This is a genomic window from Streptomyces sp. NBC_00224 (genome assembly GCF_041435195.1).
Classification (GTDB): domain Bacteria; phylum Actinomycetota; class Actinomycetes; order Streptomycetales; family Streptomycetaceae; genus Streptomyces.
On sequence record NZ_CP108106.1, the window covers coordinates 2,204,028 to 2,228,118 of the forward strand.

The 24,091-nt window shown below is 70.5% G+C and carries 22 protein-coding genes; 1 reads left to right on the forward strand and 21 read right to left on the reverse strand.

Annotated features, from left to right (window positions below):
• Positions 1-179: 179 nt before the first annotated feature.
• From pyrF to pyrR, 8 genes are all read right to left on the reverse strand, one after another.
• Complete coding sequence (gene pyrF, locus OG965_RS09790) at positions 180-1,019, reverse strand: orotidine-5'-phosphate decarboxylase (RefSeq protein WP_371651205.1); 840 nt, start codon at positions 1,017-1,019, stop codon at positions 180-182.
• Positions 1,016-2,125: a quinone-dependent dihydroorotate dehydrogenase gene (locus OG965_RS09795; protein ID WP_371651207.1), complete on the reverse strand. Its 1,110-nt coding sequence runs from the start codon at positions 2,123-2,125 to the stop codon at positions 1,016-1,018. Before OG965_RS09795 ends, pyrF begins: the two co-directional genes overlap by 4 nt.
• 57 nt (positions 2,126-2,182) lie before the next feature.
• Positions 2,183-5,491: a carbamoyl-phosphate synthase large subunit gene (carB, locus tag OG965_RS09800; RefSeq protein WP_371651209.1), complete on the reverse strand. Its 3,309-nt coding sequence runs from the start codon at positions 5,489-5,491 to the stop codon at positions 2,183-2,185.
• On the reverse strand, positions 5,484-6,623 hold the full coding sequence (gene carA / locus OG965_RS09805) for a glutamine-hydrolyzing carbamoyl-phosphate synthase small subunit (protein WP_371651211.1): 1,140 nt from the start codon (positions 6,621-6,623) through the stop codon (positions 5,484-5,486). The genes carB and carA overlap by 8 nt, the downstream gene beginning before the upstream one ends.
• Positions 6,620-7,210 carry a hypothetical protein gene (locus OG965_RS09810; RefSeq protein WP_371651214.1) on the reverse strand — a complete coding sequence of 197 codons (591 nt, stop codon included), beginning with the start codon at positions 7,208-7,210 and terminating at the stop codon, positions 6,620-6,622. Before OG965_RS09810 ends, carA begins: the two co-directional genes overlap by 4 nt.
• Complete coding sequence (locus OG965_RS09815) at positions 7,207-8,493, reverse strand: dihydroorotase (protein WP_371651216.1); 1,287 nt, start codon at positions 8,491-8,493, stop codon at positions 7,207-7,209. The genes OG965_RS09810 and OG965_RS09815 overlap by 4 nt, the downstream gene beginning before the upstream one ends.
• 2 nt (positions 8,494-8,495) lie before the next feature.
• Positions 8,496-9,482, reverse strand: coding sequence for an aspartate carbamoyltransferase catalytic subunit (locus OG965_RS09820; RefSeq protein ID WP_371651218.1), 987 nt, complete (start codon positions 9,480-9,482; stop codon positions 8,496-8,498).
• A 94-nt stretch (positions 9,483-9,576) separates the two neighbouring features.
• Positions 9,577-10,152, reverse strand: coding sequence for a bifunctional pyr operon transcriptional regulator/uracil phosphoribosyltransferase PyrR (gene pyrR, locus OG965_RS09825; RefSeq protein ID WP_371651220.1), 576 nt, complete (start codon positions 10,150-10,152; stop codon positions 9,577-9,579).
• 228 nt (positions 10,153-10,380) lie between these two features.
• On the opposite strand from pyrR, the gene bldD reads away from it, so the two are divergent.
• The gene (gene bldD / locus OG965_RS09830) at positions 10,381-10,881 is read left to right on the forward strand and encodes a transcriptional regulator BldD (protein WP_067155757.1); all 501 of its coding nucleotides are present in this window, start codon (positions 10,381-10,383) and stop codon (positions 10,879-10,881) included.
• Between the two features lie 194 nt (positions 10,882-11,075).
• On the opposite strand, the gene nusB is transcribed toward bldD, so the two are convergent.
• The 13 genes from nusB to OG965_RS09895 form a co-directional block, all read right to left on the reverse strand.
• Positions 11,076-11,507: a transcription antitermination factor NusB gene (gene nusB / locus OG965_RS09835; RefSeq protein ID WP_371651222.1), complete on the reverse strand. Its 432-nt coding sequence runs from the start codon at positions 11,505-11,507 to the stop codon at positions 11,076-11,078.
• Positions 11,508-11,509: 2 nt separating this feature from the next.
• A complete protein-coding gene (gene efp, locus OG965_RS09840) occupies positions 11,510-12,076 on the reverse strand; it encodes an elongation factor P (protein ID WP_371651224.1) in 567 nt (188 codons plus the stop codon).
• Between the two features lie 58 nt (positions 12,077-12,134).
• Positions 12,135-13,241: a M24 family metallopeptidase gene (locus OG965_RS09845; protein WP_371651226.1), complete on the reverse strand. Its 1,107-nt coding sequence runs from the start codon at positions 13,239-13,241 to the stop codon at positions 12,135-12,137.
• A gap of 240 nt (positions 13,242-13,481) precedes the next feature.
• Positions 13,482-14,351: a Pro-rich N-terminal domain-containing protein gene (locus OG965_RS09850; protein WP_371651229.1), complete on the reverse strand. Its 870-nt coding sequence runs from the start codon at positions 14,349-14,351 to the stop codon at positions 13,482-13,484.
• A 128-nt stretch (positions 14,352-14,479) separates the two neighbouring features.
• Positions 14,480-14,920 (reverse strand): type II 3-dehydroquinate dehydratase, encoded by a 441-nt coding sequence (aroQ, locus tag OG965_RS09855; RefSeq protein WP_371651231.1) that lies wholly within the window; start codon positions 14,918-14,920, stop codon positions 14,480-14,482.
• Positions 14,917-16,011, reverse strand: a complete 1,095-nt coding sequence (aroB, locus tag OG965_RS09860) for a 3-dehydroquinate synthase (RefSeq protein ID WP_371651232.1) — start codon at positions 16,009-16,011, stop codon at positions 14,917-14,919. The genes aroQ and aroB overlap by 4 nt, the downstream gene beginning before the upstream one ends.
• On the reverse strand, positions 16,008-16,526 hold the full coding sequence (locus OG965_RS09865; RefSeq protein ID WP_371651234.1) for a shikimate kinase: 519 nt from the start codon (positions 16,524-16,526) through the stop codon (positions 16,008-16,010). The genes aroB and OG965_RS09865 overlap by 4 nt, the downstream gene beginning before the upstream one ends.
• On the reverse strand, positions 16,523-17,707 hold the full coding sequence (aroC, locus tag OG965_RS09870; RefSeq protein ID WP_371651236.1) for a chorismate synthase: 1,185 nt from the start codon (positions 17,705-17,707) through the stop codon (positions 16,523-16,525). The genes OG965_RS09865 and aroC overlap by 4 nt, the downstream gene beginning before the upstream one ends.
• Positions 17,708-17,921: 214 nt before the next feature.
• Positions 17,922-18,758, reverse strand: a complete 837-nt coding sequence (locus tag OG965_RS09875; protein ID WP_371656901.1) for a shikimate dehydrogenase — start codon at positions 18,756-18,758, stop codon at positions 17,922-17,924.
• Between the two features lie 5 nt (positions 18,759-18,763).
• Positions 18,764-20,494, reverse strand: coding sequence for an endolytic transglycosylase MltG (mltG, locus tag OG965_RS09880; protein ID WP_371651238.1), 1,731 nt, complete (start codon positions 20,492-20,494; stop codon positions 18,764-18,766).
• 101 nt (positions 20,495-20,595) lie between these two features.
• On the reverse strand, positions 20,596-21,060 hold the full coding sequence (gene ruvX / locus OG965_RS09885) for a Holliday junction resolvase RuvX (RefSeq protein WP_371651240.1): 465 nt from the start codon (positions 21,058-21,060) through the stop codon (positions 20,596-20,598).
• Positions 21,060-23,744 carry an alanine--tRNA ligase gene (alaS, locus tag OG965_RS09890; protein WP_371651242.1) on the reverse strand — a complete coding sequence of 895 codons (2,685 nt, stop codon included), beginning with the start codon at positions 23,742-23,744 and terminating at the stop codon, positions 21,060-21,062. The genes ruvX and alaS overlap by 1 nt, the downstream gene beginning before the upstream one ends.
• Positions 23,744-24,085, reverse strand: coding sequence for a DUF6167 family protein (locus tag OG965_RS09895; RefSeq protein ID WP_371651244.1), 342 nt, complete (start codon positions 24,083-24,085; stop codon positions 23,744-23,746). Before OG965_RS09895 ends, alaS begins: the two co-directional genes overlap by 1 nt.
• Positions 24,086-24,091: the final 6 nt, after the last annotated feature.

Below are 24,091 nucleotides of genomic sequence, written 5' to 3' on the forward strand. Positions count from 1 at the left end.
TTCGCTCGTCTCTGCTCTCGTCGGAGACTAGCGGCCAGGACCGCTCCAGTCAGCGAGAACAGACGAAAAGTCCTGGTCAGCCTCTGCCGACCAGGACATTCGCGACATAACACCCCGGTTTTGGGTAAGGATTGCGTCAACCTTTGGCGCGCGGACTCCGGCGAAGGGCGCGCACGCCGCTAGGCCGAGGCCACCGCCGTACGGATCTCGTCCGCGAAACGGGCGGCCGAATCCCGCAGTCCCGCGAGGTCGGGACCGTGACGCAGAACACCTCGGCTGACGTTCGGGACCACGTTGCGGACGGCCGCGCCGAACACCGCGGGAAGGTCCGCGGCCGTCGCGCCCTGCGCGCCGATGCCCGGAGCGAGCAGCGGCCCGTTGATGTCGAGGTCGAAGGCCGACAGATCGCCGAGGGTCGCCCCCACCACGGCGCCGAACGAGCCCATCGGGGTCGCGCCCGCGTTCTCGTCCGCCAGGTGCGCCAGCATGGTCGCGCCGATCGTGCGGCCGTCCTCGCGCACCGCGCGCTGCACCTCCGCACCCTCCGGGTTGGAGGTCAGGGCGAGCACGAAGAGCCCGGCGCCGCTCTCGCGGGCCAGCTCCACGGCGGGCCCCAGCGAGCCGTAGCCGAGGTAGGGCGAGACGGTGAGCGCGTCGGAGAACAGCGGCGCGTCCTTGTGCAGGAAGGTCTCGGCGTACGCGGCCATGGTGGAGCCGATGTCACCGCGCTTGGCGTCCATCAGGACCAGGGTTCCGGCCGCGCGGGCGTCCGCCACGGTCCGCTCCAGGACCGCGATGCCGCGCGAGCCGAAGCGCTCGAAGAACGCCGCCTGCGGCTTGAAGACGGCCACCTGGTCGGCCAGGGCCTCCACGACCGTACGGGAGAACCTCTCCAGGCCCGCGATGTCGTCACCGAGGCCCCAGTCGGCGAGCAGCGAGGCGTGCGGGTCGATGCCGACGCAGAGCGGACCGCGCTCGTCCATGGCGTGGCGCAGCCGCGCGCCGAAGGGAAGAGTCACTTCACGGCCTTTCGGGTCTCGGCGCCGACGGCCTCGGCGAGAGTGGCGTACGGGGAGGCGGCGAGCCGGGCCGCGAGGCCCTTGTGGATCGCCCGGCCCCAGAAGGGGCCCTGGTAGATGAAGGCGCTGTAGCCCTGGACCAGGGTGGCCCCGGCCAGGATCCGCTGCCAGGCGTCCTCGGCCGTCTCGATGCCGCCGACGCCCACCAGGGTGATCGAGTTGCCCACGCGCGCGTAGAGGCGGCTCAGGACCTCCAGGGAGCGCTCCTTGAGGGGGGCGCCGGAGAGGCCGCCGGTCTCCTTCACGAGCGCCGGGTCCGACTTCAGGCCGAGGCTCTCGCGCGCGATGGTCGTGTTGGTGGCGATGATGCCGTCCAGGCCGAGCTCGACCGCGAGGTCGGCGACGGCGTCGACGTCCTCGTCCGCGAGGTCCGGGGCGATCTTGACGAGCAGCGGCACCCGCCGGGAGGTCACCGTGCGGTCGGCGGCCTCGCGCACTGCGGTGAGCAGCGGCCGCAGCGACTCGGTCGCCTGGAGGTTGCGCAGCCCGGGCGTGTTCGGGGAGGACACGTTCACCACGAGGTAGTCGGCGTGCGCGGCGAGCCGCTCGGTCGACTTCACGTAGTCGGCGGCGGCGTCCGCCTCGGCGACGACCTTGGTCTTGCCGATGTTGACGCCGACCGTCGTACGGAAGACGGCCTTACGGGCCGCCAGGCGCTCGGCCACGGCCGCCGAACCCTCGTTGTTGAAGCCCATGCGGTTGATCAGCGCGCGGTCCTGGACCAGCCGGAACAGCCGCTTCTTGGGGTTGCCGGACTGGGCCTCGCCGGTGACCGTGCCGATCTCGATGTGGTCGAAGCCGAGCATCGACATGCCGTCGATCGCCACGGCGTTCTTGTCGAAGCCCGCGGCGAGGCCGAACGGGCCGTGCATCCGCAGGCCGAACGCCTCGGTGCGCAGCTCCTCGAAGCGGGGCGCGAGCGCGGCCGCGACGAACGTGCGCAGGACGGGGATCCGGGCGGCGAGGCGGATCCAGCGGAAGGCCAGGTAGTGGGCCTGCTCCGGGTCCATCCGCTTGAAGACCAGGTTGAAGAACAGCTTGTACATGTCGGAGTCCTCATGCGGAGGGGGACACCGGATTCCGGTGTCCCCCTCGGGCGTTTGCTAGTCGCGGGCCGCGGTCAGGTGTTCCGCGTGTTCCTGGAGCGAACGGACGCCCACGTCACCGTGGTTGAGTGCGTCGATGCCTTGTACGGCGGCTGCGAGGGCTTGGACGGTGGTCAGGCAGGGGACGCTGCGGGCGACGGCGGCGGTGCGGATTTCGTAGCCGTCGAGGCGGCCGCCGGTGCCGTAGGGGGTGTTGACGATGAGGTCGACCTGGCCGTCGTGGATGAGCTGGACGATGGTCTTCTCGCCGCTGGGGCCCTCGCCCTCGGACTGCTTGCGCACGACGGTGGCGTTGATGCCGTTGCGCTTGAGGACCTCGGCGGTGCCGGAGGTGGCGAGGAGTTCGAAGCCGTGGGCGACCAGCTCGCGCGCCGGGAAGATCATCGAGCGCTTGTCGCGGTTGGCGACCGAGATGAACGCGCGGCCCTTGGTGGGCAGCGGGCCGTAGGCGCCGGCCTGGGACTTGGCGTAGGCGGTGCCGAAGACCGAGTCGATGCCCATGACCTCGCCGGTGGAGCGCATCTCCGGGCCGAGCACGGTGTCCACGCCGCGGCCGTGGATGTCACGGAAGCGGCTCCAGGGCATGACGGCCTCCTTGACGGAGATCGGCGCGTCCAGCGGCAGCGTGCCGCCGTCGCCGTTCCTCGGCAGCAGGCCCTCGGCGCGCAGTTCGGCGATGGTGGCGCCCAGCGAGATACGGGCGGCGGCCTTGGCGAGCGGCACCGCGGTCGCCTTCGAGGTGAAGGGCACGGTGCGGGAGGCGCGCGGGTTGGCCTCCAGGACGTAGAGGATGTCCCCGGCCATCGCGAACTGGATGTTGATCAGGCCGCGCACCCCGACGCCCTTGGCGATGGCCTCGGTGGAGGCGCGCAGGCGCTTGATGTCGAAGCCGCCGAGCGTGATGGGGGGCAGCGCGCACGCCGAGTCGCCGGAGTGGATACCGGCCTCCTCGATGTGTTCCATGACGCCGCCGAGGTAGAGCTCGGTGCCGTCGTAGAGCGCGTCCACGTCGATCTCGATGGCGTCGTCCAGGAAGCGGTCGACCAGGACCGGACGGGTCGGGGAGATCTCGGTGGACTCCGCGATGTAGGACTGAAGGCGGGTCTCGTCGTAGACGATCTCCATGCCGCGCCCGCCCAGCACATAGGAGGGGCGCACCAGCACCGGGTAGCCGATCTCGTCCGCGATGGCCTTCGCACCCGCGAAGGTGGTGGCGGTGCCGTGCTTGGGGGCCGGCAGGCCGGCCTCCGCGAGGACCTGGCCGAAGGCGCCGCGGTCCTCGGCGGCGTGGATGGCCTCCGGCGGGGTGCCGACCACCGGGACGCCGTTGTCCTTGAGCGCCTGCGCCAGGCCCAGCGGGGTCTGGCCGCCGAGCTGCACGATGACGCCCGCGACGGGACCGGCCAGCGTCTCGGCGTGGACGATCTCCAGCACGTCTTCGAGGGTGAGCGGCTCGAAGTAGAGGCGGTCGGAGGTGTCGTAGTCGGTGGAGACGGTCTCCGGGTTGCAGTTGACCATCACCGTCTCGTAGCCCGCCTCGCTCAGCGCGAACGAGGCATGCACACAGGAGTAGTCGAACTCGATGCCCTGGCCGATACGGTTCGGACCCGAGCCCAGGATGATCACCGCGGGCTTCTCGCGGGGCGCGACCTCGCACTCCTCGTCGTAGGAGGAGTAGAAGTACGGGGTCTTCGCGGCGAACTCGGCAGCGCAGGTGTCGACCGTCTTGTAGACCGGACGCACACCCAGCGCGTGGCGGACCTCGCGCACCACGTCCTCGCGCAGGCCGCGGATCTCGGCGATCTGGGCGTCCGAGAAGCCGTGCCGCTTCGCTTCCGCAAGGATCTCCGGGTCCAGCTTCTCGGCAGCGGCGAGGTCGTCCGCGATCTCCTTGATCAGGAAGAGCTGGTCCACGAACCACGGGTCGATCTTCGTGGAGTCGAAGACCTCTTCCTGGGTGGCGCCGGCGCGGATGGCCTGCATGACGGTGTTGATGCGGCCGTCGGTCGGGCGGACCGCCTCGCGCAGCAGCTCATCCTTGTCGCCGATGGGGCCGACGAAGGTGAACTGCGAGCCCTTCTTCTCCAGCGAGCGCAGCGCCTTCTGCAGCGCCTCGGTGAAGTTCCGGCCGATCGCCATCGCCTCGCCCACCGACTTCATGGTGGTCGTCAGCGTGGAGTCGGCGGAGGGGAACTTCTCGAAGGCGAAACGGGGGGCCTTGACCACGACATAGTCAAGGGTCGGCTCGAAGGACGCCGGGGTCTTCTCGGTGATGTCGTTGGGGACCTCGTCCAGCGTGTAACCGATGGCGAGCTTCGCAGCGATCTTCGCGATCGGGAAGCCCGTCGCCTTCGAGGCTAGCGCCGAGGACCGCGAGACACGCGGGTTCATCTCAATCACGATGACCCGCCCGTCAGCGGGGTCGATGGCGAACTGGATGTTGCAGCCACCGGTGTCCACACCCACCTCGCGGATGATCGCGATACCGATGTCACGCAGCCGCTGGTACTCGCGGTCGGTCAGCGTCATCGCCGGGGCCACCGTGATCGAGTCACCGGTGTGCACACCCATCGGGTCGAAGTTCTCGATGGAGCAGACGACCACCACATTGTCCCTGGTGTCACGCATCAGCTCCAGCTCGTACTCCTTCCAGCCCAGGATGGACTCCTCCAGGAGCACCTCGGTGGTCGGGGACAGCGTCAGGCCCTGCCCGGCGATGCGCCGCAGCTCCTCCTCGTCGTGCGCGAAACCGGAACCGGCGCCGCCCATGGTGAACGAGGGGCGCACCACGACGGGGTAGCCGCCGAGGGTCTCGACGCCGGCGATGACGTCGTCCATCGAGTGGCAGATCACCGAGCGGGCGGACTCGCCGTAGCCGATCTTCGCCTTGACGGCCTCGACGACGCCCTTGAACAGGTCACGGTCCTCGCCCTTGTTGATCGCCTCGACATTGGCGCCGATCAGCTCGACACCGTACTTCTCCAGCACACCCTGCTCATGCATGGAGATCGCCGTGTTCAGCGCGGTCTGACCGCCCAGCGTCGGCAGCAGCGCGTCGGGCCGCTCCTTCGCGATGATCTTCTCGACGAACTCCGGAGTGATCGGCTCGACATAAGTGGCGTCGGCGATCTCCGGGTCCGTCATGATCGTCGCCGGGTTGGAGTTCACCAGGATGACCCGCAGACCCTCGGCCTTCAGAACACGGCAGGCCTGGGTACCCGAATAGTCGAACTCCGCTGCCTGACCGATCACGATCGGGCCGGAGCCGATGACCAGGACGGACTGGATATCGGTGCGCTTAGGCACGCTGGCCCTCCATGAGCTCTACGAAGCGGTCGAACAGGTACGCGGCGTCGTGCGGGCCCGCGGCGGCTTCGGGGTGGTACTGGACGCTGAAGGCCGGCTGGTCGAGCAGCTGGAGGCCCTCCACCACGTTGTCGTTGAGGCAGACGTGGGAGACCTGGGCGCGGCCGAAGGGGGTGTCGGAGACCTCGTCGAGCGGGGCGTCGACGGCGAATCCGTGGTTGTGCGCGGTGACCTCGACCTTGCCGGTCGTGCGGTCCTGCACGGGCTGGTTGATACCGCGGTGGCCGTACTTCAGCTTGTACGTGCCGAAGCCGAGCGCGCGGCCCAGGATCTGGTTGCCGAAGCAGATGCCGAACAGCGGCGTCTTCCGCTCCAGGACGGCCTTCATCACGGAGACCGGGCCGTCGGCGGTGGACGGGTCGCCGGGGCCGTTGGAGAAGAACACGCCGTCCGGGTTCACCGCGTACACGTCCTCCACCGTGGCGGTCGCGGGCAGCACGTGCACCTCGATGCCGCGCTCGGCCATCCGGTGCGGGGTCATGCCCTTGATGCCGAGGTCGACGGCGGCCACGGTGAACTTCTTCTCACCGATCGCCGGGACGACGTACGCCTCCTTGGTGGCGACCTCGGCGGAGAGGTCCGCGCCCTGCATCTCGGGGGCCTGGCGGACCTCGGCGAGCATGGTGCCCGCGTCGGGCAGCGCGTTGCCGGAGAAGATGCCGACGCGCATCGCGCCGCGCTCGCGCAGATGGCGGGTCAGGGCGCGGGTGTCGATGCCGGAGATGCCGACGACGCCCTGCCGGCGCAGCTCCTCGTCGAGCGAGCGCTTGGCGCGCCAGTTGGAGGGCACGCGCGCGGGGTCGCGCACGACGTATCCGGCGACCCAGATCCGCTGCGACTCGGGGTCCTCGTCGTTGACGCCGGTGTTGCCGACGTGCGGCGCGGTCATCACGACGACCTGGCGGTGGTACGACGGGTCGGTGAGGGTCTCCTGGTAGCCGGTCATGCCGGTGGAGAACACGGCCTCGCCGAAGGTCACCCCCACGGCCCCGTAGGCGCGGCCGTGGAACGTACGGCCGTCCTCCAGGACGAGTACTGCGGGAGCCTTGGCTCCTCTGGTGGAGGTCGTCATCGTGCGGCGCCTTCCGTCGTGGTGGTGGGGTGGTTCATGGAGTTGATGGCCTCGATCCAGGCGGCGTGCTCGGCCGCCCGGTCGGAGCGGAAGCCGGAGTCGATCAGCTTGTCGCCGTGCGCCCAGGTGACGACCAGCAGGCCGCCCTCCGGGAGGACCTTTCCGGCGATGGCCTTCTCGGACCGGGCCTCGCGCAGCGCCTCGGCCGGGATGAAGAAGTCGTTCGCCCCGGGGCGTACGACGTTCACTCCCTCGGCCGTCAGGGTGAGCTCGGCCTTGCTGCGTACGCCCAGACCGTGCGCGACGATCCGGTCGAGCCACTGCCCGGCCGTGGTGGAGCCGTGGTAGCGGCCGCTCATGCTCAGTGTCGCCGGGCCGGTCGCCTTGGGCACGGCGGGCAGCTCGGGCAGGTCCGACTGGAGGGTGCCGCGCCACTTCCAGCCCTGGCGCATCAGCCAGTACACGAGGCCGATGAAGATCAGCACGCCGACGACCCAGGCGATCCGGGCCCCCCAGTGCGTCACCTCTGCCGACTTCTGCTCATCGGCCAGCGTCTGTACGCCGAGATTGAAGAGTGCAGATGTCATGCCAGCTTCCCGTCCACGACCGTCGCCCTGCCCCGCAGGAAGGTGTGGGTGACGCGACCCGGCAGCTCGCGGCCCTCGTACGGGGTGTTGCGGCTGCGGGAGGCGAAGCCCGCGGGGTTCACGGGACCACGGTATGCCGGATCCAGCAGCGTGAGGTTGGCGGGCTCGCCTGCCGAGACGGGGCGGCCGTGGTCCTCGGCGCCGCCGATCCTGGCGGGCTTGACCGACATGCGGTCGGCGACGTCGGCCCAGTTCATCAGGCCGGAGTCGACCATCGTGTGCTGGACGACGGAGAGCGCGGTCTCCAGGCCCACCATGCCCATGGCGGCCGCGGCCCACTCGCAGTCCTTGTCCTCGTGCGGGTGCGGGGCGTGGTCGGTGGCGACGATGTCGATCGTGCCGTCCGCGAGCGCCTCGCGCAGCGCCATGACGTCGGCCTCGGTGCGCAGCGGCGGGTTCACCTTGTAGACCGGGTTGTACGAGCGGACCAGCTCGTCGGTGAGGAGCAGGTGGTGCGGGGTGACCTCGGCGGTGACGTCGATGCCGCGCGACTTGGCCCAGCGGACGATCTCGACCGAGCCGGCCGTGGAGAGGTGGCAGATGTGCACCCGGGAGCCGACGTGCTCGGCGAGCAGCACATCGCGCGCGATGATCGACTCCTCGGCGACGGCGGGCCAGCCGCCGAGGCCGAGCTCGGCCGAGACGATGCCCTCGTTCATCTGGGCGCCCTCGGTGAGGCGGGGCTCCTGGGCGTGCTGGGCGACGACGCCGCCGAAGGCCTTCACGTACTCCAGGGCGCGGCGCATGATCACGGCGTCGTCCACGCACTTGCCGTCGTCGGAGAAGACGGTGACCCCGGCGGCCGAGTCGTGCATCGCGCCGAGCTCGGCGAGCTGCTTGCCCTCCAGGCCGACGGTGACGGCGCCGATGGGCTGCACGTCGCAGTAGCCGTGCTCGCGGCCGAGCCGCCAGACCTGCTCGACGACGCCCGCGGTGTCGGCGACCGGGAAGGTGTTGGCCATGGCGAACACCGAGGTGTACCCGCCGCGCGCGGCGGCCCGGGTGCCGGTCAGGACGGTCTCGGAGTCCTCGCGGCCCGGCTCGCGCAGATGGGTGTGGAGGTCGACGAGACCGGGGAGCAGGATCTGGCCCGCCGCGTCGATCACCCGGGCGCCCTCGTCGGAGAGCCCGGTGCCGACGGCCGCGACCGTCTCGCCGTCGATCAGGACGTCCTGGACCTCGCCGCCCAGCACCTTCGCACCACGGATGAGGATCTTGCTCATGATTACTTGGTCTCCGAATCGACGGGGCGGGCGTGGCTGACGGCGGGCTCGTTGCCGCCCAGAAGCAGGTAGAGGACCGCCATACGGGTGTGGACGCCGTTGGCGACCTGCTCGATGACGGTGCAGCGGTCGGAGTCGGCGACCTCGGCGGTGATCTCCATGCCCCGGACCATCGGGCCGGGGTGCATCACGATGCCGTGCTCGGGCATCTTCGCCATGCGCTCGCCGTCCAGGCCGTACCGCCGCGAGTACTCGCGCTCGGTCGGGAAGAAGGCGGCGTTCATCCGTTCGCGCTGCACACGCAGCATCATCACCGCGTCGGACTTCGGCAGCACGCTGTCGAGGTCGTAACTGACGTCGCAGGTCCAGTGGTCGACGCCGACCGGCAGCAGGGTGGGCGGGGCCACCAGGGTGACCTCGGCGCCCAGGGTGTGCAGCAGGTCCACGTTGGAGCGGGCCACCCGGCTGTGCAGCACGTCGCCGACGATGGTGATGCGCTTGCCGGCCAGGTCCTGGCCGAGCCCGGCGTCCCGGCCGACCAGGCGGCGGCGCATGGTGAAGGCGTCGAGCAGGGCCTGGGTGGGGTGCTGGTGGGTGCCGTCGCCGGCGTTGATGACGGCCGCGTCGATCCAGTCGGAGGTGGCGAGCCGGTAGGGGGCTCCGGAGGCGCCGTGCCGGATGACGACGGCGTCCACGCCCATGGCTTCGAGGGTCTGGGCGGTGTCCTTCAGGGACTCACCCTTGGACACGCTCGATCCCTTGGCGGTGAAGTTGATGACGTCGGCGGACAGGCGCTTCTCTGCGGCCTCGAACGAGATCCGGGTGCGGGTCGAGTCCTCGAAGAAGAGGTTGACGACGGTACGGCCGCGCAGGGTGGGCAGCTTCTTGATCGGCCGGTCGGCGACCCTGGCCATCTCTTCGGTGGTGTCGAGGATGAGCACGGCGTCGTCGCGGGTGAGGTCGGCGGCCGAGATGAGGTGACGCTTCATCTGGTTTCTTCTCCAGGAGGGTGGAGGTTCGGGCGTGCGGGCGCGCAGAAGTTCCGCACGGGCCGGTGCGACCCGTGCTCCGTGCGGAAGTGGCTTACTGCTCGCCGGCCTGGGCGGTCCGCTTGGCACCGAGCAGCACGGCGTCGCGGCCGTCCTCCTCGGCGAGCAGGACCTTGACCGTCTCCCGCAGCGACGTCGGGAGGTTCTTGCCGACGTAGTCGGCGCGGATCGGGAGTTCGCGGTGACCGCGGTCGACGAGGACCGCGAGCTGCACGGCGCGCGGGCGGCCGAGGTCGTTCAGCGCGTCGAGCGCGGCGCGGATGGTGCGGCCGGAGAAGAGCACGTCGTCGACGAGGACGACCAGCTTGCCGTCCAGGCCGTCACCGGGGATCTCGGTGCGGGCCAGCGCGCGCGGCGGGTGCATGCGCAGGTCGTCGCGGTACATGGTGATGTCGAGGGAGCCGACCGGGATCTTGCCCGCGGTGATCTCTTCGAGCTTGTCGGCCAGCCTGCGGGCGAGGAAGACGCCACGGGTGGGAATGCCGAGGAGCACCACGTCGTCGGCGCCCTTGGCGCGTTCGACGATCTCATGGGCGATGCGGGTCAGTACCCGCGCGATGTCGGGGCCCTCAAGAACGGGGCGCGCCGGATCGCTCTGCTGCGTGTCCATACGAAACGGACCTCCTTCTCCGCCTCACGGGACGGACCTTAAAGGACGTCGGAATTACAGCGTCCACGGTACCAGGGCCTTTGCCCGTCTTCACACGGGGTCGTCACCCGTCTGGGGTGGGGGTGTGGACCATTCGGCTTGACGCGGGCAAGTAACGCTGCGTAACCTCACAGTGAGTTACCAGCCACGCGGCGGAGCCGCACGTTGTCACAGCGTCCGGGGAGCTATATGTCCAGCGAATACGCAAAACAGCTCGGGGCCAAGCTCCGCGCCATCCGCACCCAGCAGGGTCTGTCCCTCCATGGTGTGGAGGAGAAGTCCCAGGGCCGCTGGAAGGCCGTAGTGGTCGGGTCGTACGAGCGCGGCGACCGCGCCGTGACCGTACAGCGCCTTGCCGAGCTGGCGGACTTCTACGGGGTCCCGGTGCAGGAGCTGCTGCCCGGCACCACGCCCGGCGGCGCGGCCGAGCCGCCGCCGAAGCTCGTGCTCGACCTTGAGCGCCTCGCGCACGTCCCGCCAGAGAAGGCGGGCCCCCTGCAGAGGTACGCGGCGACGATCCAGTCGCAGCGCGGCGACTACAACGGCAAGGTGCTGTCGATCCGCCAGGACGACCTGCGCACCCTCGCCGTCATCTACGACCAGTCGCCCTCGGTCCTCACCGAGCAGCTGATCAGCTGGGGCGTCCTGGACGCGGACGCGCGCCGCGCGGTCGCCCACGAGGACAACTGACACCTCTGACGCTTCAGCAGAAACGTGCCGCCGCCGGGCCGGCCCGGACCTTTCGGGGTCCTGGCCGGCCCGGCGGCTTTCTGCGCGCCCCGGACGGCCGGGTGGGCGCCGGGGCCCGGACATGACGAAGGGGCCCGCCGTACGTGCGTACAGCGGGCCCCTTCGGGTGTCTGGTGCCTGGTGCCTGGCCTGGGCTAGGCGTCCCGGCGAAGACTCGGCTTGAGCTCCTTGAAACGGGCCAGCAGCCCGTTCACGAAGGCCGGGGAGTCGTCCGTGGAGAACTCCTTCGCCAGGTTCACCGCTTCGTCGATGACGACGGCGTCCGGCGTTTCGTCCTCCCAGACCAGCTCGTACGTCCCGAGCCGCAGGATGTTCCGGTCGACGACCGGCATCCGGTCGAGCGTCCAGTCGACGGAGTACGTGGAGATGAGGTCGTCGATGCGCGCCACGTACTGGGCGTACCCCTCGACGAGCTGCATCGTGTACTCGTTGACCGGCGGCTGGCGGTCGTCGGACCGCGAGTGGCGCACCCAGTCCGCGAGGACCGTCTGCACGGACTCACCGCGCTGGTCGGCCTCGAAGAGGATCTGGAAGGCGCGCTTGCGCGCCTTGTTCCGGGCAGCCACGGTTAGCTGTTCACCCGGCCGAGGTAGTCGCTCGTACGGGTGTCGACCTTGACCTTCTCACCAGTGGTGATGAAGAGCGGGACCTGGATCTGGTAGCCGGTCTCCAGGGTGGCGGGCTTGGTGCCACCCGTGGAACGGTCGCCCTGGACACCCGGCTCGGTCTCCTGGATGACGAGCTCGACGGCGGCCGGCAGCTCCACGTAGAGCACCGCGCCCTCGTGCTGCGCCACGGAGGCGGTGAAGCCCTCGATCAGGAAGTTGGCGGCGTCGCCGACGGACTTGCGGTCGACCATCAGCTGGTCGTAGGTGTCCATGTCCATGAAGACGAAGTACTCGCCGTCCATGTACGAGAACTGCATGTCGCGGCGGTCGATGGTGGCGGTCTCGACCTTCGTACCGGCGTTGAAGGTCTTGTCGACGACCTTGCCGGAGAGCACGTGCTTGAGCTTGGTGCGCACGAAGGCCGGGCCCTTGCCGGGCTTGACGTGCTGGAACTCGACGACGGACCAGAGCTGGCCCCCGTCGAGCTTGAGCACCATGCCGTTCTTGAGGTCGTTCGTGGAAGCCACGGTTGCGGAATCTCCTGGACTGAAGCTGGTGGGACCGAGGGTGCGCGGCACAGCAGGGCTAGAGCGCGAGCAGTTCCTTGGTCGTAATGGTGAGTAGCTCTGGCCCACCGTCCGCCTCGGGGCGGACGACGAGCGTGTCATCGATTCGGACACCACCCCGGCCCGGGAGGTGGACCCCCGGTTCGACGGTGACCGGCACGCAAGCGTCCAGTTTACCCATGGCTCCAGGTGCGAGCTGCGGGTCCTCACTGATTTCGAGCCCGACGCCGTGTCCGGTGCACGCTCCCAGGCCCTCCGCGTGGCCCGCCGCGTCCAGCACCTGGCGGGCCGCGCGGTCCACCGCGCGGTACTCGGCGCCCGGGGCCAGCGCCTCCCGGCCGGCCCGCTGAGCGGCGAAGACGACGTCGTAGAGCTCGATCTGCCAGTCGGCGGGAGTCGTCCCGATCACGAACGTACGGCCGATCTCACAGCGGTAGCCGCGGTAGGTGGCGCCGAGGCAGACGGAGAGGAAATCACCTTCCTCGACCCGCCGGTCCGAGGGCCGGTGGCCGCCGCGGCCGGAGTTGGGGCCGGTCCCGACGGAGGTGGTGAAGGCGGGGCCGTCGGCGCCGTGGTCGACGAGGCGGCGCTCCAGCTCCAGGGCGAGGTGGCGTTCGGTGCGGCCGACGAGGATCGACTCCAGGAGCTCGCCGAGCGCCTGGTCGGTGATCTCGGCCGCGATGCGCAGACACGCGATCTCCTCCTCGTCCTTGACCAGCCGCTTCTGCTCGACCGCTCCCCCGAGGTCGCCGAGGAGCAGCCGGGGCGCGACCGAGCCGAGCGCGCGGTGCCGGGCGACGGTGAGGTCGTGCTCCTCCACGCTCAGCGAGTCGGCGCCGGAGGCCTGGGCGAGGTCGGCCGCGGCGACCGCCGGGTCGCCCCCGGGCGCGGGCAGCACGGTGACCCGCAGCAGCTCGTCGAGCCGCCCCTCCACGAGGTCGCCGGTGGGCGTACGGGGGCAGAGCAGGACGTCCTCGGCCGGGCCGAGCAGCAGTACGGCGCCGGGCGGGGCGCCGCCCGCGAGATAGCGGACATTGGCGGGGCGGGAGACCAGGGCGGCGGCGCTGCCCGCGGCGGCGCACCGGTCCCTCAGCCAGCCGCGGCGGACCGCGTACACCTCTGACATGCGTCGAGCGTATGAGGGGGGTGGGGGGTCGGCCGTTTCTGCGCGTCCTTCCGGGGGTCGTCCCGGTGGCCGATGCGTCCTCAGTGGCCGGACCGGCTCGCGGCTCCCGCCGGTGGTTGGTTTACCGCGGGCCGTCTGTGGCTGGTCGCGCCCACGCGGCGGAGCCGCGCAATGTCACAGCCTCGCGCCCCTTATCGGCCCTTCGGGCCTCGTCCTCAAACGCCGGACGGGCTGAAACATCTACCAGCTCGGCGGGCTTGCGATCGCTCTCGCCAAGACGTCGTCCAGTAGGCGGGCCGTCGTGGGGACGTCGTACTGGGAGTTGTCGATGATCGGGAGGCCCGAGCCGTACCAGCCGGCCATGCGGCCGTGGATGCCGGCGACCTCCTCGTCCGAGAGGCGGCGGTTGCCGGAGCGCTCGGCGTTGCGCTCCAGGACGATGTCCAGGCCCGGCAGGAGGACGACGGGCAGCAGGCCGGGGCCGACGTGGCGCTTCCAGCCGCCGAGGCCGACGACCGGGCGGTCCGGGAAGACCGCGTCGTCGAGGATGCAGGAGATGCCGTTGGCCAGGAAGTTCCGGGCGGCGAAGCCGCAGGTGCGGCGGGCCAGGCGGTACTGCGCCTCGGAGTGGTCGTTCCAGCCCGACTGCGGGTCGGCGAAGCCCGCGCAGACCCATTCGCGCACGTCGTCGAGGCTGATGTGGGCGGTGGGGACGCGGCGGTGCTGGGCCCAGTAGCGGGCGACCGTGGTCTTGCCCGCGCCCGCCGGTCCTATGAGCAGCACGGCGAGCGTGGTGACCCCGGTGCCCTCCGGGGCCTGCGGCAGCGGCACGGGGCCGCCCGGGGGCAGCTGGACGTGCCCCGTGGTGTCCCGGGACGGCGGCGCCGGGGCGTGCACGGGGGCCGGGGCGTGCCAGCCCGGGGCGGGCGGTGGGGGCGGCGGACCGGGGACCGGGGGCAGCTGGGCGCCGTGGGTGAGGGGCTGGTGGGCACCCGGGGCCGCGGGTCCGGCCTGGGCCACGGGCTGGTGGGCGGCGAAAGCCCAGTCGGGCCCTGCTCCGTGCCCCGGCGCGTGGGGCGGCGGAAGCGGCGCTCCCGCTTCGTGCTGCATCCGGTGCCACTCCGTCTCGTACAAGGCAACTGGCGCTGGTCCGACGCCCGTCGGAGGCGTCCGGTCCAGAACCGTACCTTCCCCGGCCGTCCCAGTGTGAACGGCCGGGGTGCGACGAAGGTGCCCGGTCAGCCGCCGGTCTCGTCGGCGAGCGCGCGCAGCGCCAGGCGGTACGAGCCGATGCCGAAGCCCGCGACGGTGCCGCTGGCCACGGCCGCCACCACGGAGGTGTGGCGGAACTCCTCGCGGGTGTACGGGTTCGAGATGTGCACCTCGATGAGCGGGGCGGTGCGCTGGGCGGCCGCGTCCCGCATTCCGTACGAATAATGGGTGAACGCGCCCGGGTTGAGAACGACCGGAATCTTTCCGTCGGCCGCCTCGTGCAGCCAGCGGATCATGTCGCCCTCGTCGTTGGTCTCGCGGACCTCCACGTCGAAGCCGAGCTCCTTGCCGAGGGTCTGGCAGACCTCGACGAGACCGGCGTACGTCGTCGCCCCGTACACGTCCGGCTCCCGCGAGCCGAGGCGGCCCAGGTTGGGGCCGTTGAGCACCAGGACGCGGCGGCTCACGAGGACACCTCGCCGTACGCGGCGAGCAGCACCGCCGGGTCCGGGCCCTCCAGGACCGTCGGCTTGGCGAGCCCGTCCAGGACGATGAAGCGCAGCAGGTTGCCCCGCGACTTCTTGTCCAGCTTCATGTTCTCGACCAGCTTGGGCCACTGGTCGGCGCGGTAGGTGAGCGGCAGGCCCACCGACTCCAGGATGGAGCGGTGCCGGTCGGCCGTGGCGTCGTCGAGGCGCCCGGCGAGGCGGCCCAGCTCGGCCGCGAAGACCAGGCCGACGGAGACGGCGGCGCCGTGGCGCCACTTGTAGCGCTCGTTCTTCTCGATGGCGTGCGCGAGGGTGTGCCCGTAGTTCAGGATCTCGCGCAGGCCCGACTCCTTGAGGTCGCTGGAGACGACCTCCGCCTTCACCCGGATCGCGCGCTCGATCAGCTCGGCCGTGTGCGGGCCCTCGGGGGTGCGGGCGCCCGCCGGGTCGGCCTCGATCAGATCGAGGATGACCGGGTCGGAGATGAAACCGGCCTTGATGACCTCGGCCATGCCGGAGACGAAGTCGTGGACCGGCAGCGAGTCCAGCGCCGCGAGGTCGCACAGGACGCCCACGGGCGGGTGGAACGCGCCCACCAGGTTCTTGCCCTCGGCGGTGTTGATGCCGGTCTTGCCGCCGACGGCCGCGTCGACCATGCCGAGCACGGTGGTCGGGACCGAGATCCACCGCACCCCGCGCAGCCAGGTCGCCGCGACGAAGCCCGCGAGGTCGGTGGTGGCGCCGCCGCCCACGCCGACGACGACGTCGGTACGGGTGAAGCCGGACTGGCCGAGCGCCTTCCAGCAGTACGCGGCGACCTCGTAGGTCTTCGCCTCCTCGGCGTTGGGCACCTGGATGGCGATGACCTCGTAGCCCTGGGCGGCCAGGTCCTCGCGGATGGCGTCGCCGGTGCCGGCCAGCGCCTCCGGGTGGACGACGGCGACCTTGTGGGCCTTGCTGCCGATCAGGCCGGGCAGTTCGGCGAGGAGGTTGCGGCCGACGAGCACTTCGTACGGGTCCGTCCCGGCGGTACCGCCGACCTGGATCCGGGTGGGTGCCTGCTCGCTCATGCGGATTTCAGCTCCAGTGCGTCGAGGACCGCCTGGGCGACCTCTTCGGGGGTACGGCCGTCGGTCTCGACGACGACCCGGGCGGCTTCGGTGTACAGATGGCGCCGGGCTTCCATCAGTTCGCGCCACTGGCGGCGCGGGTTGACGGCGAGGAGCGGGCGGGCGGTGTTGAGGCCGACCCGCTTCACCGCCTCCTCGACGTCCATGGACAGATAGACGACCGGCAGGCCGGACAGCGACGCGCGCGTGGACGCGTCGAGGATGGCGCCGCCGCCGAGGGAGAGCACACCGGTGTGCTCGGCGACCGCGGCGCGCACCGCCTCCCGCTCCAGCTCGCGGAAGTGCGGCTCTCCCTCGTCGACGAAGATGTCGGCGATCTCCCGGCCCTGGGCGGCCACGATGTCGGCGTCGGTGTCCCGGTAGGGCGCGCCGAGCCGCTCGGCCAGCAGCGCGCCCACGGTGGACTTTCCGGAGCCCATCGGGCCGATCAGGACGACCAGTGGACCGGTGGTCACCGGATCTGCAGGTTGTCGAGGTAGGACTGGACGTTGCGGCGGGTCTCGGGGACCGAGTCGCCGCCGAACTTCTCCGCGACCGCGTCCGCGAGGACCAGCGCGACCATGGCCTCGGCCACGATCCCGGCGGCGGGCACGGCGCACACGTCGGAGCGCTGGTGGTGGGCCTTGGTCGCCTCGCCGGTGACCACGTCGATGGTCGCCAGCGCGCGCGGCACGGTCGCGATCGGCTTCATCGCCGCCCGTACGCGCAGCAGCTCACCGGTGGTCAGACCGCCCTCGGTGCCGCCCGCACGACCGGAGGTGCGCCTGACGCCCTCCGCGGTCTTGACGATCTCGTCGTGCGCCTTCGAGCCGGGCACCCGGGCCAGGTCGAAGCCGTCGCCGACCTCGACGCCCTTGATCGCCTGGATACCCATCAGGGCAGCGGCGAGGCGGGCGTCCAGGCGCCGGTCCCAGTGCACGTGCGAGCCGAGGCCGACCGGCACACCGTAGGCGAGGACCTCGACCACGCCACCGAGCGTGTCGCCGTCCTTGTGGGCCTGGTCGATCTCCGCGACCATCGCCTTCGACGCGTCCGCGTCCAGGCAGCGCACCGGGTCGGCGTCGAGCTTCTCGACATCGGCCGGGGTCGGGTACACGCCGTACGGCGCCTTGGCCGAGGCCAGCTCGACCACGTGGGAGACGACCTCGATGCCCGCCGTCTCCTTCAGGTACGAACGAGCCACCGCGCCGAGGGCCACCCGGGCGGCCGTCTCACGGGCGCTGGCGCGCTCCAGGATCGGCCGGGCCTCGTCGAAGCCGTACTTCTGCATGCCCGCGAGGTCGGCGTGCCCGGGGCGCGGGCGCGTCAGCGGCGCGTTGCGGGCCAGGTCGGCGAGGATCGCGGGGTCCACGGGGTCGGCCGACATCACCTGCTCCCACTTGGGCCACTCGGTGTTGCCGACCATGATCGCGATGGGGGAACCCATCGACAGGCCGTGCCGTACGCCGCCGAGGAAGGTCACCTCGTCGCGCTCGAACTTCATGCGGGCGCCGCGTCCATAGCCGAGACGCCGCCGGGCCAGGTGGTCACCCACCATCTCCGTGGTGATCGGCACGCCGGCGGGAAGGCCCTCCAGCGTTGCCACCAGTGCGGGTCCGTGGGACTCCCCCGCGGTCAGCCAGCGCAACCTGCTCAACGGTGCTCCTCATTGCTCTCGCGCCTTGGTACTGCGACGGCGCGGCCGGGTGCGCGGCCCTGGCCCGCCTTCCCTGATCCTCCCATGTCCGGTGCGCCGACCTGCCCGAAGGTCCAGCAAGCGGACGCTTCTCCGTCAAGTGCGGGAGCTTTGTGGCCGGTCACAGCCCCGCGCCCCTGAAGGGGCGCCACCTCAGCCGTACGCGCAGAAAACCTCAGCGGGACGCCAGAGCCTTCTCGCCCGCCTCGCGCATGGCCGCCAAGGGAGCCTTCTCCGCGCCCGTCATCTGTTCCACCTGGAGCACCGCCTGGTGTACCAGGAGGTCCAGGCCGCCCACGACCGCTCCCCCGTTTCCGGACCAGGCTGCGGCCAGCGGCGTCGGCCAGGGGTCGTACAGGACGTCGAAGAGGGTGCCGGGCCGTTCGGGAACGGCCGCCGCGAGCGCGTCGGTGGTGCCCGCCGGGGTGGTGGCGACGACCAGCGGCGCCTCGAAGGCCCCGGCCGCGTCCGCCCAGTCGGCGATGCGCACGGCCACCCCGAGCCGCTCGCCCCAGCCCCGCATCTCCTCGGCCCGCGCGGCGCTGCGCACGTACGCGGTGACCTCTCCCGTACAGATGCGGGCGAGGGCGGCCAGCGCGGAGGACGCGGTGGCGCCCGCGCCGAGGACGGCGGCGGACGGCACTCGCTCGACGCCGCGCTCACGCAGGGCGGCGATCATGCCGGGGATGTCGGTGTTGTCGCCGTAGCGGCGCCCGTCGGCGGTGAGGACGACCGTGTTGACCGCCTCCACGGAGGAGGCGGTGTCGCTGATGCCGTCGAGCAGCGGGATGACCGCCCGCTTCAGCGGCATCGTGAGCGAGAGCCCCGCCCACGACCGGTCGAGGCCGTCGATGAAGCCGGGCAGCGCGTCCTCGTCCACCTCGAACCGGTCGTACGACCAGTGGCTGAGGCCGAGTTCACGGTAGGCGGCGCGGTGCAGCACCGGGGAGAGCGAGTGCGCGATGGGCGATCCCAGTACGGCCGCCCGTCGCGCACCGCTCTCCTGGCTCACGGAACTCACTGGCCGGATTTCTCCTTCTCGTACCTCTTGCGGTTCTGCTCGTGCTCTTCGTTGGTGACCGCGAACAGGGTCTCGTTCTCGGTGACGGAGACGAAGTAGTACCACGGGCCCGGCGTCGGGTTGAGCGCCGAGTGCAGCGCGGAGTCGCCGGGGTTGCCGATCGGACCGGGCGGCAGACCGTGGATGTAGTACGTGTTGTACGGGTGCTTGAACTCCCGCAGCTTCTTGACCGAGCCGGTGTCGAGGGTCGACTGGCTCTTCGCGTAGTTCACCGTCGAGTCGAAGTCGAGCAGGCCGTAGGTCTCGGTGTTGTTGGGCTTCAGACGGTTGTAGACGACCCGCGCGACCTTGTCGAAGTCGTGCTTGTACTTGCCTTCCGCCTGGACGAGGCTCGCGACCGTGAGGAGCTGGAGGGGCGACTTCAGGCCGAGCTTGGAGGCCATGCCCTTCAGGTCGACCTTGCCGTACTCCTGGTTGGCGCGGGAGACCATCTTGCGCAGCACGTCCTCGGGCTTGGTGCCCTTGGCGACCGGGTAGCTGGCGGGGTAGAGGAACCCTTCCAGCGGGTCCGCGATCTCCTTGTTGTCGTTCGCCCAGTCGGGCAGACCGAGGTTCTTCGCCTGGGCCTTCGCGACGTCCTGGGTCGTACCCGCCTTGAGTTCGAGGCGCTTGTCGATCTGCTCGTAGACCCAGGCGTTCCGCTTGCCCTCGGGAATGATGAAGTTGCTGCGGCTGGCCGGGTTGAGCATCGCCGCGACCGCGTTCGCCGCCGACATTCCCTTGTTGAGCGTGTAGACGCCCGCCTGGAGGGTCTTGCCCTTGGGGTTGTCGTTCTGCGCGGAGACGAACGCGCCCTGGCTCTTGACCACTCCGGCCTTCGCCAGAATGCTGCCGATCTCGTAACCGCCGGCGCCCTGGGGGATCTCCACCTGGACCGGGGTGGAGCCTGCTCCGACGTAGTCGGGGGCCGCGCCGAACTTCTTCTGCCAGAACTGGTAGCCGAAATAGCCGGCGCCGCCGACGCCGAGCGAGAAGACCACGACGAGCACCAGGCAGGCGCGCCCGCTCTTGCCCTTCTTCTTGCCCTTGCCCCGGCGGTCGCGGCCACCGCCGCCACGCCGGGAGCCGCGCGGCTCGTCCTCGTCGGACTCCGGCTCGTCGCCGCTGCCGCCGTCGCTGAAGAAGGGGTGGGTCTCCTCCTCCGGCTCCGGCTCCTGCTCCGCCTCGGGGTTCCACTCCGGCGCCTGCTCGGGCACCGCGCGCCGCTGCCCCGGGGGCTGCGGCGGCGGATACGCCTCGGGCGTGCCGTAGTAGTCCGGGGTCTCGGTGCCGTAGCCCTGGTAACCCTCGGGCTGCTGGCCCGCGTAGGGCATGGCGGCCTGCTGGCCGGTGTCCCATCCCGGGTTGTACTGGGCCTGGGCCTGCTGTACGTACTGCTGCTCCTGCGGGTAACCCTGCTGGGGCTGCTCGCCGTAGTGCGGCTGCTGCCCGTACGGGTCCTGCGGCTGCTGCACGTACTGCTGCTGGTGCTGAGGATGCTGCTGGTTTTGCTGGTACTGCTGCTGGTGTTGCTGATTCTGCTGCTGGGCGTACTGCTGCTGGGCCTGCTGGTCGCCGTACGGAGCCTGACCGGGCGCAGCCTGCTGCGCTCCCCACCCCTGGTCCCCGTAGAGGGGATCCTCGGGATGCCACGGTTCGGGACCTGCGCCCCGGCCATACTCAGTCATCGGTCCCCTAGAGCCGCGAGGCATCCGGACGGTCCGCCTCTTTTGCTGTGCGGCCGCTGTTCGAATGTCGCCGCATCGCGCGGAACGTTACCGTATCGCGATCAGATAACCACTTCGACGCCCTCGCCGGGCGGGCGTCCTGACACCCGTTCGGCCTCAAGCGCGGTCTGCAGAATGACCACTGCGGCAGCCTGATCGATGACCGACCTGCCCTTCTTCGCCTTCACACCGGAAGCGCGCAGTCCGTGGGTGGCTGTGACCGTAGTCATCCGCTCGTCGACCAGACGGACCGGCACCGGGGCGATGCCCTTCGCCATCTCCTGGGCGAACTTGCGGACCTTGACGGCCGCCGGGCCCTCGCCCCCGCTGAGGGAGCGAGGCAGCCCCACGACGACCTCGATGGGCTCGTACTCCTCGACGATCTGGCGCAACCGCCGGTGGGCGGCCGGGACGTCACGTCCCGGCACGGTCTCCACCGGCGTGGCGAGGACCCCGTCGGGGTCGCACGAGGCGACCCCGATCCGGGCGTCCCCGACGTCGATCGCGAGACGGCGTCCGCGTCGCATCAGACGGTCTCGCCGACCTGGCGCTCGACGGCGTCGATGGCGTCGCCGATCGCGTCCGGGTTCTGGCCGCCGCCCTGGGCGACGTCCGGCTTGCCGCCACCGCCGCCGCCGAGGGTCTTGGCGGCGGTACGGACCAGCTCACCGGCCTTGAGACCGCGCTCGCGGGCGGCCTCGTTGGTGGCGATGACCGTCACCGGGCGGCCGTTGGCCGTGGTGAAGAGCGCCACCACGACCGGACGGTCGGACGCCCCCGACAATTGATCCAGCCGGCCGCGCACGTCGAGGACGAGCTTGCGCAGGTCGTCGCTGGAGGTGCCGTCCGGCACCTGGCCGGTGACCACGGCCACGCCCTGGACGTCCTTGGCACCCTGGGCGAGCCCGGCGGCGGCCTGGAGCACCTTCTCGGCGCGGAACTTCTCGATCTCCTTCTCGGCGTCCTTCAGCTTGCCGAGCATGGTGGAGATCTTCTCCGGCAGCTCCTCGGGGCGGCCCTTGACCAGCTCCTGGAGCTGGGCGACGACCGTGTGCTCGCGGGCGAGGAAGTTGTACGCGTCCACGCCGACCAGAGCCTCGATGCGGCGCACGCCGGAGCCGATGGACGACTCGCCGAGCAGCTTCACCAGGCCCAGCTGGGCGGTGTTGTGGACGTGCGTACCGCCGCAGAGCTCCTTGGAGAAGTCCCCGATGGTGACCACGCGGACGCGCTCGCCGTACTTCTCGCCGAACTCGGCGATGGCGCCCTGCTTCTTGGCCTCGTCGATCGACATGACCTCGGCCTGGACGTCCAGTTCGCGCGAGAGAACCTCGTTGATCTTCTGCTCGACGTCGGTGAGGACCGTGCCGGGAACGGCGGCGGGCGAGCCGAAGTCGAAGCGGAAGCGGCCCGGCGAGTTCTCCGAACCGGCCTGGGCGGCCGTCGGGCCGAGCGCGTCGCGCAGGGCCTGGTGGGTCAGGTGCGTGGCGCTGTGGGCGCGGGCGATGGCGCGGCGACGCTTGATGTCGATGACGGCGTAGGCCGAGGCGCCGACGGTGACCTCGCCGACCTGGACGACGCCCTTGTGGACGTGGACGCCGGGGACCGGCTTCTGCACGTCGCGGACCTCGATGATCGCGCCGGTGTCGAGCTTGATGCGGCCCTGGTCGGCGAGCTGGCCGCCGCCCTCGGCGTAGAAGGGGGTGCGGTCGAGGACGACCTCGACCTCGTCGCCCTCGGAGGCGGCGGGCGAGGGCACGCCGTCGACGAGGAGACCGACGACCGTCGACTCGTTCTCGGTGAGCGCGTAGCCGGTGAAGTCGGTCTCGCCGGAGTTGTCGGCCACCTCACGGTAGGCGGACAGGTCGGCGTGGCCGGTCTTCTTGGCGCGGGCGTCGGCCTTGGCGCGGTCCCGCTGCTCCTTCATCAGACGGCGGAAGCCGTCCTCGTCCACGGAGAGGCCCTGCTCGGCGGCCATCTCCAGGGTGAGGTCGATCGGGAAGCCCCAGGTGTCGTGGAGCAGGAAGGCCTTCTCACCGGCCAGGACCGTGCCGCCGGCGGCCTTGGTGTCGGTGACGGCGGTGTCCAGGATGTTGGTGCCGCCCTTGAGGGCCTTCAGGAAGGCGGCCTCTTCGGCGAGCGCGACCGTCTCGATGCGCTTGCGGTCGGTGATCAGCTCCGGGTACTGCCGGCCCATCGTGTCGATCACGACGTCGATGAGCTTCTGGACGACCGGGCCGGTGGCGCCCATCAGACGCATGTTGCGGATGGCGCGGCGCATGATGCGGCGCAGCACATAGCCGCGGCCCTCGTTGCCGGGGGTCACACCGTCGCCGATGAGCATCACGGACGTACGGATGTGGTCGGCCACCACACGCATGGAGACGTCGGTGTCGTGCTTGTCGCCGTAGCGCACACCGGTCAGCTCGGTGGCCTGGTCCATGACGACGCGCAGGGTGTCGGTCTCGTACATGTTCTGTACGCCCTGCAGGATCATGGCGAGACGCTCAAGACCCAGACCGGTGTCGATGTTCTTCGACGGCAGGTCACCGAGGATCGGGAACTCCTCCTTGCCCTCGCCGGCGCCCCGCTCGTACTGCATGAAGACGAGGTTCCAGATCTCCACGTACCGCTCGTCGTTGACGGCCGGGCCGCCCTCGACGCCGAACTCGGGGCCGCGGTCGTAGTTGATCTCGGAGCAGGGGCCGCAGGGGCCGGGGACGCCCATGGACCAGAAGTTGTCCTTCTTGCCCAGACGCTGGATGCGCTCGGCCGGGACGCCGATCTTCTCGCGCCAGATCTGCTCGGCCTCGTCGTCGTCGAGGTAGACCGTGATCCAGAGCTTCTCCGGCTCCAGGCCGAAGCCGCCGTCCGCCACGGAGCCGGTCAGCAGCTCCCAGGCGTACTCGATGGCGCCTTCCTTGAAGTAGTCGCCGAACGAGAAGTTGCCGCACATCTGGAAGAACGTGCCGTGCCGGGTGGTCTTGCCGACCTCTTCGATGTCCGGCGTGCGCACGCACTTCTGCACGCTCGTGGCACGCGGGGCGGGCGGCTTGGTCTCACCGAGGAAGTACGGCTTGAACGGCACCATGCCCGCGTTGACCAGGAGCAGAGTCGGGTCGTCCGCGATGAGCGACGCCGAAGGGACGACGGTGTGACCGCGCTCCTCGAAGAAGCTCAGCCAGCGGCGGCGGATTTCAGCCGACTCCATCAGTGGTCCTCATTCCGGTTGTACGAGATCTTCTTGTGCGAGATCTTCGGGTTCTGCTGGTTGGGTTGGTCGATGGCCGCGAGGCGGCGCTGCGCCGGGAGCTCCCGCACGTTGGAGGCGTTGAGCCCCAGCGCGTCGTTGAGTTCGGACTCGCGCTCGACCATTCCGGCCTTCACGTCGAGCGCGAAGTCCTTGAGCCGGTGGCCCGCCTCGATCGCCTTGTCGGCGGTGCGCGCGGCCAGCGACTCCGGGGTGAGCTGCTTCAGCTTCCGGTTGACCTTGGTGGTGGCCCACACACCGGCTGCGGCGCCCGCGGTGAACCAGAACGTACGGCGGAACATCGCAGC

Excerpts from the sequence above, each read along its gene's own strand:
- ruvX (WP_371651240.1), bottom strand. The coding sequence starts at position 21,060 with ATGCGACGCGGACGCCGTCTCGCGATCGACGTCGGGGACGCCCGGATC.
- aroB (WP_371651232.1), bottom strand. The coding sequence starts at position 16,011 with ATGAGCGAGCAGGCACCCACCCGGATCCAGGTCGGCGGTACCGCCGGG.
- OG965_RS09845 (WP_371651226.1), bottom strand. The coding sequence starts at position 13,241 with ATGTCAGAGGTGTACGCGGTCCGCCGCGGCTGGCTGAGGGACCGGTGC.
- alaS (WP_371651242.1), bottom strand. The coding sequence starts at position 23,744 with ATGGAGTCGGCTGAAATCCGCCGCCGCTGGCTGAGCTTCTTCGAGGAG.
- OG965_RS09810 (WP_371651214.1), bottom strand. The coding sequence starts at position 7,210 with ATGACATCTGCACTCTTCAATCTCGGCGTACAGACGCTGGCCGATGAG.
- OG965_RS09815 (WP_371651216.1), bottom strand. The coding sequence starts at position 8,493 with ATGAGCAAGATCCTCATCCGTGGTGCGAAGGTGCTGGGCGGCGAGGTC.
- OG965_RS09895 (WP_371651244.1), bottom strand. The coding sequence starts at position 24,085 with ATGTTCCGCCGTACGTTCTGGTTCACCGCGGGCGCCGCAGCCGGTGTG.
- pyrR (WP_371651220.1), bottom strand. The coding sequence starts at position 10,152 with ATGGACACGCAGCAGAGCGATCCGGCGCGCCCCGTTCTTGAGGGCCCC.
- OG965_RS09850 (WP_371651229.1), bottom strand. The coding sequence starts at position 14,351 with ATGCAGCACGAAGCGGGAGCGCCGCTTCCGCCGCCCCACGCGCCGGGG.
- OG965_RS09795 (WP_371651207.1), bottom strand. The coding sequence starts at position 2,125 with ATGTACAAGCTGTTCTTCAACCTGGTCTTCAAGCGGATGGACCCGGAG.
- OG965_RS09820 (WP_371651218.1), bottom strand. The coding sequence starts at position 9,482 with ATGAAGCGTCACCTCATCTCGGCCGCCGACCTCACCCGCGACGACGCC.
- mltG (WP_371651238.1), bottom strand. The coding sequence starts at position 20,494 with ATGACTGAGTATGGCCGGGGCGCAGGTCCCGAACCGTGGCATCCCGAG.
- carA (WP_371651211.1), bottom strand. The coding sequence starts at position 6,623 with ATGACGACCTCCACCAGAGGAGCCAAGGCTCCCGCAGTACTCGTCCTG.
- bldD (WP_067155757.1), top strand. The coding sequence starts at position 10,381 with ATGTCCAGCGAATACGCAAAACAGCTCGGGGCCAAGCTCCGCGCCATC.